This window comes from Streptomyces sp. NPDC059224 (assembly GCF_042754285.1).
GTDB lineage: Bacteria > Actinomycetota > Actinomycetes > Streptomycetales > Streptomycetaceae > Streptomyces.
The window spans coordinates 72012-87452 of record NZ_JBHZAN010000029.1; the positions used below are offsets into that span (position 1 = coordinate 72012).

Genomic DNA, 15441 nt, shown 5'->3' on the forward strand with positions numbered 1-15441 from the left:
GTGCCGTGCGTGCGGATCAGATCCGGGTCTGCGGTCGTACCGCGTGCACGAGGTCCACGAGGTGTTCGTGGGCGGCGGCCGACTCCCGGTGCCGGGCGGCCAGTTGCCGGTAGAGGGACTCCAGCCGCCTGCGCTGCTCGCGCTCGGGCGGGGCGAGACGTCTGAGCCGGCGGGCGTCGAGCCGGCCGGCCCCCGTGCCCGGGGCGCCGGTCCGGTCGCTCTGGTGGTGCAGCGCGTCCAGCTTCCATTCGTGCAGCTCGGTCCGCAGCCGCAGCGCCTCGTCCTCGGACAGGCTCGGTTCGCCCGCGCCCGGTCCCCGGCCCACCAGACCGGGCAGTTCGGCCAGCGCCGCGTCGACCTCGGCGGGCGCGGGCAGCGGAGCGAAGTGCTTCGGTGACGGACCGGCGGCCCCGGGCAGCCGGGCCGCGCGGATCCGCAGGGAGGCGATCCGGGCGACGGTGTGGTCCAGGGTGCCGGGTCCCACCCGGGCAAGGACGTCGAGGGCCGCTCGCCGGTCGCCCGCGCGCAGCGCCAGCCTGGCCAGCCCCAGCGCGGCACCGCCGTGCGCGGGGTTGCGGGCGAACACCGCTTCGTACAGCTCCCTGGCGGTGGGCCCGTTGCCGCGGTCGCCGAGCCGCTCCCCGCAGTAGGCGAGGGCCAGCTTGGGGGCGTACTCGCCGGGCAGTTCGAGGTGGACCTGCAGGAAGTGGGTCTGGGCGTCGGTGACCTGGTGGGGCGTGTCGTGGAGACCGGCGTGCCGCAGCGCCAGCAGCGCGCGGTGCCACTCCAGCCGCCACCTGCGCACCGCGGACGGTCCGGGAATGGAGTCGGCGGTGTCCAGCTCCGCCTGGGCCAGCTCCAGGTCGTCCCGGGTGTTGCGGCTCAGCAGGACACGCACGTTGTGCAGACAGATCTCCACCGAAGCCGGTTTCTCGTCCTCCTGGTCGAGGAGCAGCCCGGGGTCGTAGCCGCTGCTGACCTCGAACCGCGCGGTCTGCGGGTCGCCCGGATAGCGCCGCGGCACCGGCAGACACCCGGCGATCTCGGTGGGCGTGGGGGTCCCGAGGTCCAGTGCGGGGGCCACCGGCGGCGCGTACCGGTCGCGGCGGGGCCGCTGCAGCCAGTGCCCGATGCCCGGCACCGTGCCGAGCCGGGCGCCGAGCAGCTGCGGGGACGGACGGAAGTAGTCGGACGGCTCGGGCGGGTCGCTCTTGCCGCGCAGCGCCCGGATCTCCCGCAGCGCGCCCCGCAGCTGGCCGGCCATCTCCCGGGCGTCGGCGAAGCGCCGGCCGGGGTCGGTCCGCACGGCGCGCTCGACGACCTGCCAGAACGAGCCGGTGCCCAGACCGGGCACCTCGTCGACGGCCCAGTGGGCGAGTTCGCGCAGGGTGACGCCGACGGTGTGCAGGTCGTGGGCGACGGTGGGCAGGCCCGTGAACGCGGTCTCGGGGGCCATGTAGTCGGTGGTGACGTGGGCGGGCGGCCGGCTCTGGCCCTCCTCGCGCATTCCGCCGAGGTCGATGACCTTGACGCCGGCCCCGTGGTGCACGACGTTCGAGGGCTTCATGTCCCCGTACACGAAGACCCGTTCACCGCCCGCGTGCAGATGCACCAGCGCTTCGAGGATCTGGCAGCCGTACGCCGCCACGTGCTCGATGTCGAGCACCGACTCGCCCCGCCGGGTCTCCTCGACGACCTTCTCCAGGGTGCCGTCCCCGACGTCGTCCATGACGATGTAGCCGCCGGTGATCTCCCCGGTGCCGTCGCCGCGGGCGACGAAGTCGCGGATCTGGACGATCCGGGGGTGACGCATGGCGACCAGGTGGCGGCGCTCGACGTCGGCGAGCCGGGCGCCGTCGTGCTCGTAACGGTTGAGCAGTCCCTTGACGGCGACGACGTCCCCGAGATGGGTGTCCTCGGCGAGGTAGACCCAGCCCTGGCCGCCGTGATCGATGGGCCCCATGATCCGGTACTGGTCGCGCAGCAACTCGCCTTCGGTGAGCTCGGGTTCGTACGAGTACCGCTCGCCGCAGGCCGGGCAGTACCCGGTGAGGGGCACCGGGCCCTCGGTGTAGGGCGGGGCGAAGGTGATCCCGCAGTCGGCGGCCGAGCAGCCCATGCGCACGCGCAGCGGCGTCGCGGCACGGACCAGGCGGGCCTCGACGGCGCGCGGCGCGCGGTCGGGGAGCCTGAGGAGGTCGCGGGGGCCGAGGTCCCGCGGGTCCTCGGGCAGGGCGGGCAGGAAGGGGCCCTGTACCGCGCGGCCGCACCGGTCGCACCAGCCGGTGGGCAGGACGGAGCCCTGGCAGGGGGATCCGTCGAAGTTCCGGTGCGGGCAGCCGGTCACCCGCCGTTCCCCCTCGCCCTGGTCCGTGCGGCGCTCGCGCATCACCTGCCTCCCTGACGGTCCAGGTCGGCGCGCAGGGTTCTGAGCAGCGCGCGCAGCGCGGGCAGTTGGCGCTGCGGGTCCGGTAACGCGCTGGTCCGGCGGAGCTCGGCCCGGCGCAGGTCGGCCGTCTCGGTGACGGAGTCCAGGGAGGCGCTGTCGACGACGTCGCGGCGGATCGCGTTGCCGAACTCGGCGAGTTCCAGCCGGCCGAGGAGGGCGTCCGCGTGCCTGAGGAGTGCGGGCCGCAGCAGGTCGTCGCGGGCGGCGTTCCAGCCGGTGCCGCCCTCGTGCCGGAAGACGAGCAGCAGCCGGAATCCCAGCGCCCGTAGCCGTGCGAGCAGTTCGAGCAGCGGGCCGGGCTGCGGATCCTCGTCGAGGCCGTCGACCACGACCGTCGCGGGCCGGGCGGGCGCGGGGGTCGCGCCCGCCGGGCGCCGGGCGGTGCCGAGCAGCCAGTCCCAGTACGCGAGGTACTCGCCGACCGGGAAGGAGATCCGGCCCAGCGCGTGGTCGGCGAGGTGCGGTCTGCTGTCACCGCCGCGATGGACGACGTCGGCACGGTGCAGCAGATGGCGCAGCGAACGGTCCTTGCCGCTGCCCGGGGGCACCACGGTGATCTTCACCGGGTCCTCGTCCGGATCGTCCCACCAGCGCTCCAGCCGCTCCCCGAAGGCGTGGTCCCAGGCGTCCGGGCTGGTCAACTCCTTCACGACGGGCGAGAGTCCGGCGATGCGGTCGACCGGGACCAGATAGGAGAAGGCGAGCCGGTTGCTCTCGGGCAACAGCTCGCCCAGATCCCCGCGCCAGCTGACGACGAGGCCGACCACCCGCACCGGACAGCCCTCCCGGGGCCGTGTGCACACGGCGGCACCGCTGAACCCGGCGCGCACCACCTCCGCCTTGGTGACGGCGTCGAACTGCACCCGCTCGCCGCTGGCGCCGCCGATCCGGCCCCACAGGCTCATGCCGTCGTCGAAGCCCTCCGCGTACCCGGTCGCGTACACCTCCGTACCCGCCCGGAGCGCGGGTTCCAGCGGCGCGGGGCGTGCCCGCGGGCGCGGACTGTCGAGCCGTAACACGGCGACGTCCTCGCCATGTTCGCCCTCCGGGAGCCAGCCGCCCGCCATGACCCGGGCGGCCACCGGTTCCAGGGCGCTGTTCTCCGCGAACTCCAGCCACATCACGGCATCCGGACGCCGCACCACGTGTGCGCAGGTCAACGCCGTGTGCTGGTCGACGAGTACACCGGCCCCGCAGACGGGGCCGTGCGCGTCCTCGCGCCGCAGCCTGAGTCTCCAGTCCGCACGCAGTTCCCCCATGCTGCCTCACCCTACGCGCGGGGCATCGCCCGTCCCTAGACTCATGACCAGGTTGGATCGGTCAAACAACGGAAACCGGCGGTGTGTTGTCATGGGGGATCGGGAACCGATCGGTCTCGCGGAGGCCATCGGCACGGTGCGTGCGGAGCTGGCCAGGGCTCAGGCGGAGGGCGCCGAGAGCGACTGGCGGTTCAGCGTCGAGCAGGTGAGTCTGGAGTTCTCGGTGCAGTTCCACCGGGCCGGCGAGGGCGGTGCGGGGCTGCGCCTGGGGGTCGTCGAGGCCCGGCTGGGCGGCTCGGTCAGTCATGACTCCACGCACCGCGTCCAGGTCGACCTCAAGCCGCTGCCGCGCCCCGACGGCCGCCACCACGAGGTGAGCCGGTAACGGCGGTGCCCCGGAGCGCCCGTCAGGGAACCACGTCCGGGGACAGGACGTGCATCCCGGAACCCGGCCTGCCCCGGTCCACGGGGCTCGGACCTGTGTGTTCGCCCCTTTTTCAGCCCTGAGATGGGCGGTGTCCAGGACGACGCGGGTGACGTCGACGAGACCGGCGTCGTCGAGCCGTGCAGCACGGCCTCGTACAGGCGACCCCAGACACCGGCACTCGACCAGATCAGGAACCGGCGGTGCGCGGTCGACTTCGATATTCCGAAGCAGGGCGGCAGTTGGCGCCGGGCGCAGCCACCGACCAGGATGCAGACGATGGCCGCGAACAGCGTCTCATCAGGCGTGTCCTGCGTTTCGCTGCCCTGCGGCCGCACCGTTGACGGCGGGATCGGCGGTTCCACGATCTCCCGCAAACCGTCCGGAGCAATCCAACTCCGCGTACCCCGCCCCATGAAGGCTCAATGTCCGCCTCACCACGTTGGACACGGCCTTGGTCACTGGGCGACTCGCCCCACTTCAAGGGGGGATTGCCTTGTGCACGCGGCCTGCCGCCGCAGCCGTCAGCGCCGTTCTCGCCGGCCTGGCCAAGGCTCTCGGCCGCTGACCAGCAGACCAGCTCACCAGGAACGCGCGGAGTTTTGGCGGACAGACGAAGGAATCGGTGGCGCGCCCCTGGGAGCACCAGTGCGGGGAGGGTTCGACGAGTTCGAGGGCGTGGTCGTCGGCGCCGATGAAGTCACCCACGATGAACCGCGCCGGACTGTTTCGCCCGCCGCCGCGACACTGGTCCTGGCTGTCAGCCGCTGAGCCCCGCCGTCCCGCCGGGCGCGACAAGGCCCGACTCGTACCCCGCGATCACCAGCTGGGCGCGGTCGCGGGCTCCTAGCTTGCCCATGATGCGGCTGACGTGCGTCTTGGCGGTGAGCGGGCTCAGGTCCAGCGCCCCGGCGACCTCCGTGTTGTTCAGGCCCCGCGCTACGAGGGTGAGCACCTGCCGCTCCCGTGCGGACAGCGCGGCGAGGCGTTCCGGGGCCGGACCGCCCGGCGGCGGGCCCTCCGGGAGGCGCAGCACCCGGGCGATGAGCCGCGCGGTCGGCCCCGGCGACAGAAGCGCCTCGCCCGCGGCGACCGTGCGTATGGCGTCGAGGAGGTCGGCAGGGCGGGTGTCCTTGACGAGGAAGCCGCTGGCGCCGGCCCGCAGCGCGGGCACCACGTGGTCGTCGCTGTCGTACGTGGTGAGCACCAGCACCCGGACCCCGGCCAGATCGTCGTCGGCGGCGATGAGCCGGGTGGCCTCGATGCCGTCGAGGTCAGGCATACGGATGTCCATGATCACCACGTCGGGGCGGCGGACGCGGGCCGCCGCCACGGCTTCCCGCCCGGTGGCCGCCTGCTCGACGACCTGCATGTCGGGGGCGGATTCGACCAGCATCGCGAAGGCCTCGCGGACCAGGGTCTGGTCGTCCGCGAGCAGGACGCGGATCACGCCGGGGCCCCCGCGAACGCGCCGCCCCCGGCGAGCGGGAGGACGGCCGCGACGGCGAAGCCGCCCTCCGGGCAGGGCCCGACGGTCAGGGTGCCGCCGACGCTTCGGGCCCGCTCGCGCATCCCGATGAGGCCGTATCCGGCCGGGGCGGGCTCCTCCGTCCGCGGCCTGGCGGGCGCGACGGCCCGCCACGGCCGCCACCTGCCGTCCTGCTGCGGCGGGGCCTGCGTCTGTGCCCCGGTACAGGGACCGTCGTCGGTCACGTCGATGCGCAGGGCCGCCGCCTCGGCGTCGAGGGCGAGGCCGACCCGGACCAGGGTGCCGCCCGCATGCCGTACCGCGTTGGTCAGGGCCTCCTGCACGATCCGGTATGCCGCCGCGCCGATGGCCTTGGGCACCCCGTCCGTACCGGGCTCGACCGCCAGTTCCACCCGCACCCCGGCGGCCTCCGCCGACCGGGCCAGGTCGCCGACCCCGGCCAAGCCCGGCAGCGGGCCGCGCTCGTCGTCGCCGCGCAGCACCTGCAGGGTGGCCCGCAGCTCCGCCCGGGCGTCGCGGCAGGTCCCCGCGATGTTGTCCAGGGCCCCGGCGACGGCCGTGCGGTCCAGTCGGTCCGGGTCGGCGAGCAGCACGTGGGCGGCGACCGAGGTCTGCACGCCGATCACGGTGATGCTGTGGGCCAGCAGGTCGTGCAGGTCGCGGGCGATCCGCAGCCGCTCCTCGGCGACGCGCCGGGCCGCCTCCTCCTCGCGGGTGCGTTCGGCGCGTTCGGCGCGCCCGACGATGGCGGCCACGTACTTGCGGTGGATGCGGACCGCCTCGCCGGTCAGTGACACCGCCACCACCCAGCCGCCGCTGCGCAGCATGTCGGTCGCCGCGTGCCTGTCGGGTGTCAGCGACATCACCCCGACCATGATCGCGACGACCGCCGCCACGGTGAGGTACGTCCGCGGCGGTGGCCCGGCGGCCGCCAGCGAGTAGACCGCCACCATACTGGCCGGGACCACGGCCAGGTGGATGTTGTCCATGGCGTGGTAGGGGGCGACGGCCGCGACCGTCACGAGCATCACGGCCATCGGCCACCGCCGCCGGGCCGCCAGCACCAGCGCGGTGACCACCAGAAGCGCCCAGCCCGCCGTGTCCGGGCGGTGCCCCTGCCCGGACGGCAGGAGGGCGCCCATGGCGCTCTGAAGCACCAGCACGCCCACGGCGAGGGCGGCGTCCTTGTGCGCGTGGACGGCGGGCGGGAGAGGCGACGGCTTCGACACGGCTCCATCTTCCGTTACGGGGGCGGCAGCGTGAGATGCCGGTTCACGGGCCTGTGCGCGGCCGGCTCAGCCGGCCCGGCCACCAGACCCGCTCGCGCAGCGCAATACTCGCGGAAGTGACCAGGTAGGTGCGCACGAGGAAGGTGTCCAGAAGGACACCCACGGCGACGACAAAACCCATCTCGACCAGCGACACCAGTGGCATGTTGACCAGTACCGAGAAGGTGGCAGCGAGCACCAGCCCCGCCGAGGCGATCACCCCGCCCGTGGTGCGCAGTGCGGTGACGGCCGCGATGGCCGGCGCTGCCCCCGCCAGCGACTCCTCGCGCATCCGGTGCATGAGGAAGATGCCGTAGTCGACGCCGAGCGCCACGAGGAAGACGAACGACAGCAACGGTAGCCCCGGGTCCGTGCCCTCGAAGCCGAACAGCGGCCCGAACACCAGCCCGCCGATGCCCAGCGAGGCACCCCACACCGCGATCACGGCCAACACGAGCAGCAGTGGCGCGACAAGGCTGCGCAGCAGCACGACGAGGATCAGCAGCACGGCCGCCAGGACGAGCGGCACGACGACCCACCGGTCGCGGGAACTGGTGCCGGCCAGGTCGTCCTGCTGGGCACCCGGACCTCCGACATGGGCACCGTAGAAACCGTCCAGCTCCGCGCGCAGGGCGTGGATGGTCGCGGTCTCGCCGGACGACTCGGGCGGCGCCTCGGCGGTCACCGACACCTCCGTCCAGCCGCCGCCGCTGCGCCCGCGTTCGGCGGACGCGACGCCCTCGGTGCCGCGGACCGCGGCCAGTACCTCAGCGGCCCGGCCGGTGGGCGCCATGACGGTAATCGGCTGGGCGGAGCGGCCGGGGTCGGCCTCGGCGAGGGTGCGCATGGCGGCGACCGACTCCGGCACGCTCGTGAAGGCGTCGTCGTTCTTCAGGCTGCCGGGCAGCGCCAGAGTCCCGAGCGCCAACGCCCCGAGCAGCATCGCGCCGCCTGCGAGCACGGCCAGTGGGCGGCGTGCGACCGAGCCGCCCATCGCCGCGAACAGGCCGCGCGGACGTGGCACTTCGCTGCCGTACCCAGGCACCAGCGGCCAGAACACCCGGCGTCCCAGCAGCACCAGCAGCGCGGGCAGCAGAGTCGTCATCGCCGCCAGCGCGCACAGCACCCCGACCGCGGCGATCGGGCCCATTCCCCGGCTGCTGTTGAGGTCCGCGGCGAGCAGGCACAGCAGGCCCGCGGCCACCGTCCCGGAGGAGGCCAGGACCGCTGGCCCGCAGCCGCGCAGCGCGGCGCGCATGGCGTCGTACGGGCGGGGCACGCGCCGGAGTTCCTCGCGGTAGCGGGAGACAAGCAGCAGGGCGTAGTCAGTGCCCGCGCCGAAGACGAGGATGGTCATCACGCCCTGGCTCTGGCCGGTGACGGTGATCCCGAAGGCCTGGTGGAGTACGTGGACGCCGGCCATCGCGGCGGCGTCGGCGACGCCCGCGACGAGCAGGGGCAGCAGCCACAGCAGAGGGCTGCGGTAGATGAGGATCAGCAGGACGGCGACGACGGCCACCGTGGTCCACAGCAACGGCCCGTCGAGCGAGGAGTAGACCTCTTTCATGTCGCTGTTGAGCGCGCCGGGGCCGCCCACGTGAACGGTGAGCCCGCCACCGCCCTCGGCGCGGTGGCGGACGTCGGTGACGAAGGCGTCCTTGGCCGCGTCGTCCTGGCCGGGCTCGGTGCTCGCCACGGAGTACGTCAGCGTGTCCCCGTGCGACAGGACGACGTGCGGCGCGCCGCCGGTGAGCCGGTGCGCCCGCGCGACACCGGCGATCTGGGCGGCGGCCTTGTCGCGGTCGGCGGCGGTCAGCCCGCCGTCGCGGTGGTAGACGACCACGAGTTCGGTGGCCTCGCCGCCGGGCAGCGCGTCCTGGAGCCGGGCCACCCGCGTGGAGTCGGCGCTCGCCGGGAGGTAGTCCACCGCCCGGTTCTGCTGGTCATCCGCGAGCCTGCCGGCCAGGGGGCCGGCCGTCGCCACTATGGCGATCCACAGCGCGAGCACCGCCCAGGGGATCGCGCGGGCGCCCCGGCCCCTCCCCCGCCCTCGCGTCGGCGGTGGCACGGCGGTTGATGTGGTCTCAGTGCTCGGGGCCCCCATCGTGGGCCTCCCTCCGGGCCGGTGGTCTGGTCGATTCCAGACTTCCGGCGCGGGAGCACCTTTTCGTCCGGCCCGGGACCGAGCCCGACGTTACTGCCAGGGGTGCGGAACAGGCCCTGGTACTCCCCGGGGAGTACGCCCGGCGACGGCGGCGACGCGGTCGGCCCGTCACGACGGCCTGCGGGCCGCGGCTCCAGCAGGCGTTCGGTGAAGTCGTTCACGTTCGGCGGCAGGCCAGGACGGTGCGGGCGAAGCTGTGCTTCGCGCTCCCGAAGCGGCACAAGGTCCGGGACATGCCGCTGCTGTCCAGCGTGGCCCGGGTCATCCGGCAGCACATGGCGCAGTTCGCGCCGGCGCCGGTCACGCTGCGCTGGGACGACCCGACTCCAGCCGAAACACCGACGGACGCCCAACACCGGCGGCCCTGCAGCCTCTCGGTGACAGGACGCGAGCGGAAGGCCATCAACCGGAGCTACCTCACCTCCTGCGTGTGGAAGCCCGCTCCCGCCACTGCGGGTGTGATCGTCCCGCTGGACGAGGGCAGCACGGACCGTGCCCGTGCAGGGAGCCCTCCCGGGAGCACGGCTTCCATGCCCCACGCCGCCTCTACGCCTCCGGGGAACCGGAGGCCGGTGAGTCGGAGTCGGTCGTCTCCCCGGCACGCTGGCTGGGGCACCGATCCTGGATTCACGCTGCGGAAGTACTCCCACTTCCTGCCTCGCGCCGGCGCACGAGGCGGCGCCGCCACCGACGCGATCTTCCCGCAGCCGCGGCCGGTCGGTGGAGCCCGTGGGCGTGGCTCGTAGCCCGCCGCGGGCCCAGAGTCCCAGAGAATCCCAGAGATGCCGCCGCGCCCCTGTCTGACCTGCTGAGCGGCAGGTCAGACAGGGTGTGGCGGCATCCGCATGTCAGATGTCGCGGAAGATCTCGATCTGTGCCCCGACCGTGTTGAGGCGTTCCGCGAGGTCCTCGTAACCGCGGTTGATGACGTACACGTTGCGCAGCACCGACGTGCCCTCGGCCGCCATCATCGCCAGCAGGACGACGACCGCGGGGCGCAGTGCCGGCGGGCACATCATCTCGGCCGCGCGCCAGCGGGTCGGGCCCTCCACCAGTACCCGGTGCGGGTCCAGGAGCTGGAGGCGGCCGCCGAGGCGGTTCAGGTCGGTGAGGTAGATCGCGCGGTTGTCGTAGACCCAGTCGTGGATCAGGGTCTTGCCCTGGGCGACCGCCGCGATGGCCGCGAAGAACGGGACGTTGTCGATGTTGAGGCCGGGGAACGGCATCGGGTGGATCTTGTCGATCGGCGCCTCCAGCTTGGAGGGGCGGACCGTGAGGTCGATCAGGCGGGTACGGCCGTTGTCCGCGAAGTACTCGGCCGTGCGGTCGTGGTCGAGCCCCATCTCCTCCAGGACCGCGAGCTCGATCTCCAGGAACTCGATGGGCACGCGACGGACCGTCAGCTCCGACTCCGTCACCACCGCCGCGGCCAGCAGGCTCATCGCCTCGACCGGGTCCTCGGAGGGGGAGTAGTCCACGTCCACGTCGATGTGGGGGACGCCGTGCACGGTCAGGGTGGTGGTGCCGATGCCCTCGACCCGGACGCCGAGCGCCTCAAGGAAGAAGCAGAGGTCCTGGACCATGTAGTTGGAGGACGCGTTGCGGATGACGGTGACGCCGTCGTGCCGGGCGGCGGCCAGCAGCGCGTTCTCGGTGACCGTGTCCCCGCGTTCGGTCAGCACGATCGGGCGGTCCGGGCGGATCGAGCGGTCGACCTGGGCGTGGTACTGCCCCTCGGTCGCCGCGATGTCCAGTCCGAACCGGCGCAGCGCGATCATGTGCGGCTCGATGGTCCGCGTACCGAGGTCGCAGCCGCCGGCGTACGGCAGCTTGAAGTGGTCCATGCGGTGCAGCAGCGGGCCGAAGAACATGATGATCGAGCGGGTGCGTACGGCGGCCTCCGCGTCGATCGCCGCCATGTCGAGGTCGGCCGGCGGCACCAGCTCCAGGTCGACGCCCTCGTTGATCCAGCGGGTCCGCACGCCGATGGAGTTGAGCACCTCCAGGAGGCGGTACACCTCCTCGATCCGGGCGACCCGGCGCAGCACCGTGCGCCCCTTGTTCAGCAGCGAGGCGCACAGCAGGGCCACGCAGGCGTTCTTGCTGGTCTTCACGTCGATAGCGCCGGACAGGCGGCGGCCGCCCACCACCCGCAGATGCATCGGGCCCGCGTAGCCCAGGGAGACGATCTCGCTGTCCAGGGCTTCACCGATTCGAGCGATCATCTCAAGGCTGATGTTTTGGTTGCCGCGCTCGATGCGGTTGACAGCGCTCTGACTGGTGCCGAGCGCCTCCGCGAGCTGTGCCTGTGTCCAGCCGCGGTGTTGCCGGGCATCACGGATGAGCTTGCCGATGCGTACGAGGTAGTCGTCTGCCATGAGGTTGAGGTTATCTCAGATATGAGATGGTGCCCGGTTGGGGGGTCCGTTCGGGTGATGCGTCGTCAGCGTGGGCGCACCGTACGCCGGCCCGGCCTCCGCGAGTGCCGGCCTCTCGCAAATATCCCGGAATGTACCGATCTGACAGATTTTCGACACGCCGAGCCTCCGCCTTGTGGGGGACCCGCGCCTCGAAGCGGGGGGCCGCGGACGGCGCCGCGGGGTGGACCGCCCGGTCTCCGGCCCACCCCGCGGACGTCACCGGCGGCGCTCCCTGGAGGTGCGGCGCCAGCCGAACGGTCCGGGCAGGTCCATCGACGTCGTCCGGCGTCCCGTGCTGCTGTGCGTGTGCCGGGGACCGTGCCTGCCCCCGGTGGTGATGGACCAGGAGTGCCGATTGATGTTGAGGCGGACTCCGGGCAGGATCCGGAAGCTCTTCCGGAAGGTGAGCGGCATGATTGTGACTCCTTTCGCTCCCTCCCCGGCTACCCCCGGTCCGTGAACTGATGGGCCGGAAACCCGGATTCACTCGCGGACGCCCGTTCCGCGCCCGCCGGCCCGTCCCTCGGGGGCCGGCTCCGGACACGCCGCGGGGGCGGCGGGGCGGTCCGGGCATGACCATCCGGCGCCCGTGTACTAGAGTTATCTCGACATCGAGATATCTGCCCAGGCGCACCGCAGCCGCCATCTCTAGTAAGGCATGCCTAACTTAGTCCGACCTTACTGGATGGGCCAAGTCGGCGTGGCGGCACGATTGACGGTGGTACGCGCACATCAATGAAGGAGACTGTCGTGTCGGCGAACAGCTTCGACGCCCGCAGCACGCTGCAGGTGGGCGACGAGTCGTACGAGATCTTCCGGCTGGACAAGGTGGAAGGCTCGGCTCGCCTTCCGTACAGCCTGAAGGTCCTGCTGGAGAACCTGCTCCGCACGGAGGACGGCGCGAACATCACCGCCGACCACATCCGTGCCCTCGGCGGCTGGGACTCGCAGGCCCAGCCCAGCCAGGAGATCCAGTTCACGCCGGCCCGCGTGATCATGCAGGACTTCACCGGCGTTCCCTGTGTCGTGGACCTCGCCACCATGCGCGAGGCCGTGAAGGAGCTCGGCGGCGACCCGGCGAAGATCAACCCGCTGGCCCCGGCCGAGCTGGTCATCGACCACTCCGTCATCGCCGACAAGTTCGGCACCCACGAGGCCTTCGCGCAGAACGTCGAGCTGGAGTACGGCCGCAACCGCGAGCGCTACCAGTTCCTGCGCTGGGGCCAGACGGCGTTCGACGAGTTCAAGGTCGTCCCGCCGGGCACCGGCATCGTCCACCAGGTGAACATCGAGCACCTGGCCCGCACGGTCATGGTGCGGGGCGGCCAGGCGTACCCCGACACCCTGGTCGGCACCGACTCGCACACCACCATGGTCAACGGCCTCGGCGTGCTCGGCTGGGGCGTCGGCGGCATCGAGGCCGAGGCCGCCATGCTCGGCCAGCCGGTCTCCATGCTCATCCCGCGCGTCGTCGGCTTCAAGCTGACCGGTGAGCTCAAGCCCGGCACCACCGCCACCGACCTCGTCCTCACCATCACCGAGATGCTCCGCAAGCACGGTGTGGTCGGCAAGTTCGTCGAGTTCTACGGCGAGGGCGTGGCGGCCACGAGCCTCGCCAACCGCGCCACCATCGGCAACATGTCGCCGGAGTTCGGCTCCACCGCCGCGATCTTCCCGATCGACGACGAGACCCTCAACTACCTGCGTCTGACCGGCCGCAGCGACCAGCAGGTCGCGCTCGTCGAGGCGTACGCCAAGGAGCAGGGTCTCTGGCTGGACCCCAAGGCCGAGCCCGACTTCTCCGAGAAGCTGGAGCTGGACCTCGCCACGGTCGTCCCCTCCATCGCCGGCCCGAAGCGCCCGCAGGACCGCATCGTCCTCGCCAACGCCGCCGAGCAGTTCAAGACCGACGTGCGCAACTACGTCGACACCGCCGACGAGGCGGGCAAGGAGTCCTTCCCGGCCTCCGACGCCCCGGCGTCCACCAACGGCGTTCCGACCAACCCGGTCACCGTCACCGCCCCCGACGGCTCGACCTACCAGATCGACCACGGCGCGGTCACCGTCGCGGCCATCACCTCCTGCACCAACACCTCCAACCCGTACGTCATGGTCGCCGCGGCGCTCGTCGCGAAGAAGGCCGTGGAGAAGGGCCTGACCCGCAAGCCGTGGGTCAAGACCACGCTCGCCCCGGGCTCCAAGGTCGTCACCGACTACTTCGACAAGGCCGGGCTCACCCCCTACCTCGACAAGGTCGGCTTCAACCTCGTCGGCTACGGCTGCACCACCTGCATCGGCAACTCCGGCCCGCTGCCGGAGGAGGTCTCCAAGGCCGTCAACGACCACGACCTCGCGGTCACCTCGGTCCTCTCCGGCAACCGGAACTTCGAGGGCCGGATCAACCCCGACGTCAAGATGAACTACCTGGCCTCCCCGCCGCTGGTCGTCGCCTACGCGATCGCCGGCTCGATGAAGGTCGACATCACCAAGGACGCCCTGGGCACCGACACCGACGGCAAGCCGGTGTACCTCCAGGACATCTGGCCCACCGAGGCCGAGGTCAACGAGGTCGTGGCGAGCGCCATCGGCGAGGACATGTTCAACAAGTCCTACGCCGACGTCTTCGCCGGCGACGCCCAGTGGCAGTCGCTGCCCATCCCGACCGGTGACACCTTCGAGTGGGACGCGGAGTCGACGTACGTCCGCAAGCCCCCCTACTTCGAGGGCATGGCGCACGAGCCGTCCCCGGTCTCGGACATCGCCGGTGCCCGCGTGCTGGCCAAGCTCGGCGACTCGGTGACGACGGACCACATCTCGCCCGCCGGCGCCATCAAGGCCGACACCCCGGCCGGCAAGTACCTCACCGAGCACGGTGTGGAGCGTCGTGACTTCAACTCCTACGGCTCCCGCCGAGGCAACCACGAGGTCATGATCCGCGGCACCTTCGCCAACATCCGCCTGCGCAACCAGATCGCGCCGGGCACCGAGGGCGGCTACACCCGCGACTTCACCCAGGCGGACGCGCCGGTGGCGTTCATCTACGACGCCTCCCGCAACTACATCGAGCAGGGCATCCCGCTGGTCGTCCTGGCCGGCAAGGAGTACGGCTCCGGCTCGTCCCGCGACTGGGCCGCCAAGGGCACCGCGCTGCTCGGCGTCAAGGCCGTCATCGCCGAGTCCTACGAGCGCATCCACCGCTCGAACCTGATCGGCATGGGCGTGCTCCCGCTGCAGTTCCCGGAGGGCGCCACCGCCGAGTCCCTCGGCCTGACCGGCGAGGAGACCTTCTCCTTCACCGGTGTCGAGGAGCTCAACGACGGCACCACGCCGCGCACGGTCAAGGTCACCACCGACACGGGCGTCGAGTTCGACGCGGTCGTCCGGATCGACACCCCCGGTGAGGCCGACTACTACCGCAACGGCGGCATCATGCAGTACGTGCTGCGCAGCCTGCTCCGCAAGTAGCCTTCCGGGGCCTGTGAGGGCCGCGTCCCCGGTCAGCCGGGGGCGCGGCCCTTCGCCGTACCTGTGCGCCGGCGCCGCGGAACATCGCCGGGGCTCAGGCGGAACACAGCGTTCCCCCAGCGCACCGGCACAGAGTTGGTACATGTCCGCCACCGCAGGGGCCCGAACCGGCCGAGTCCGCGCCCCGCACGCGCCGATGCCCAGCCGGATGCCGCCCGGCCACGCGCGGACTCCGCCACGACCCGGTGCCGACCGGGGAGCCCGGCCCGCTCGACTTCGGCCGCGTCCCGGGACACGTCGTACGGCCCGCGGAGGACGGGAGATGACCGCGCGGCCGCGGGGCGGGTCGCTGCGCACGCGGCTGCTCGCCGCAGCAGGCTGTCGGCGCGGCCGGGAACCTGCCAAGGAGTTCCGGCCGTCCTGGGGACGCCGGGACGCCGGGGGCGCGCTGAGGTGCCGCGTCACGGGGCTGCTGGGACATGCCTGGGACGGCCGGTCGCGGC

9 protein-coding genes and 1 pseudogene are annotated in these 15441 nt (G+C 72.3%); 2 read left to right on the forward strand and 8 right to left on the reverse strand.

The genetic code is table 11. The features are described from left to right. Positions 1-16: 16 nt before the first annotated feature. Positions 17-2389: a tetratricopeptide repeat protein gene (locus tag ACFXI4_RS30450; RefSeq protein ID WP_384996959.1), complete on the reverse strand. Its 2373-nt coding sequence runs from the start codon at positions 2387-2389 to the stop codon at positions 17-19. Further along, the gene (locus tag ACFXI4_RS30455; RefSeq protein WP_384996961.1) at positions 2389-3708 is read right to left on the reverse strand and encodes a trypsin-like peptidase domain-containing protein; all 1320 of its coding nucleotides are present in this window, start codon (positions 3706-3708) and stop codon (positions 2389-2391) included. The genes ACFXI4_RS30450 and ACFXI4_RS30455 overlap by 1 nt, the downstream gene beginning before the upstream one ends. Positions 3709-3799: 91 nt before the next feature. Here ACFXI4_RS30455 and ACFXI4_RS30460 point away from each other — a divergent pair, with 91 nt between their 5' ends. Further along, positions 3800-4093, forward strand: a complete 294-nt coding sequence (locus ACFXI4_RS30460; RefSeq protein ID WP_362713583.1) for a trypco2 family protein — start codon at positions 3800-3802, stop codon at positions 4091-4093. 40 nt (positions 4094-4133) lie between these two features. On the opposite strand, the pseudogene ACFXI4_RS30465 reads toward ACFXI4_RS30460, so the two are convergent. The 6 genes and pseudogenes from ACFXI4_RS30465 to ACFXI4_RS30490 all read right to left on the reverse strand — a co-directional run. Continuing rightward, a pseudogene (locus tag ACFXI4_RS30465) lies at positions 4134-4548 on the reverse strand (transposase); the annotation flags it as partial. 344 nt (positions 4549-4892) lie between these two features. Next, positions 4893-5582: a response regulator gene (locus tag ACFXI4_RS30470; protein WP_384996963.1), complete on the reverse strand. Its 690-nt coding sequence runs from the start codon at positions 5580-5582 to the stop codon at positions 4893-4895. Next, positions 5579-6850 carry a sensor histidine kinase gene (locus ACFXI4_RS30475; RefSeq protein WP_384996965.1) on the reverse strand — a complete coding sequence of 424 codons (1272 nt, stop codon included), beginning with the start codon at positions 6848-6850 and terminating at the stop codon, positions 5579-5581. Before ACFXI4_RS30475 ends, ACFXI4_RS30470 begins: the two co-directional genes overlap by 4 nt. 43 nt (positions 6851-6893) lie before the next feature. After that, a complete protein-coding gene (locus ACFXI4_RS30480; protein WP_384996967.1) occupies positions 6894-8993 on the reverse strand; it encodes an MMPL family transporter in 2100 nt (699 codons plus the stop codon). A gap of 908 nt (positions 8994-9901) precedes the next feature. Beyond that, a complete protein-coding gene (locus tag ACFXI4_RS30485; protein ID WP_362714873.1) occupies positions 9902-11431 on the reverse strand; it encodes a UDP-N-acetylglucosamine 1-carboxyvinyltransferase in 1530 nt (509 codons plus the stop codon). 258 nt (positions 11432-11689) lie between these two features. Further along, positions 11690-11887 (reverse strand): DUF4236 domain-containing protein, encoded by a 198-nt coding sequence (locus ACFXI4_RS30490; protein WP_362566498.1) that lies wholly within the window; start codon positions 11885-11887, stop codon positions 11690-11692. 336 nt (positions 11888-12223) lie between these two features. On the opposite strand from ACFXI4_RS30490, the gene acnA reads away from it, so the two are divergent. Continuing rightward, the gene (acnA, locus tag ACFXI4_RS30495) at positions 12224-14938 is read left to right on the forward strand and encodes an aconitate hydratase AcnA (RefSeq protein WP_384996970.1); all 2715 of its coding nucleotides are present in this window, start codon (positions 12224-12226) and stop codon (positions 14936-14938) included. The last annotated feature ends 503 nt before the right edge of the window (positions 14939-15441 follow it).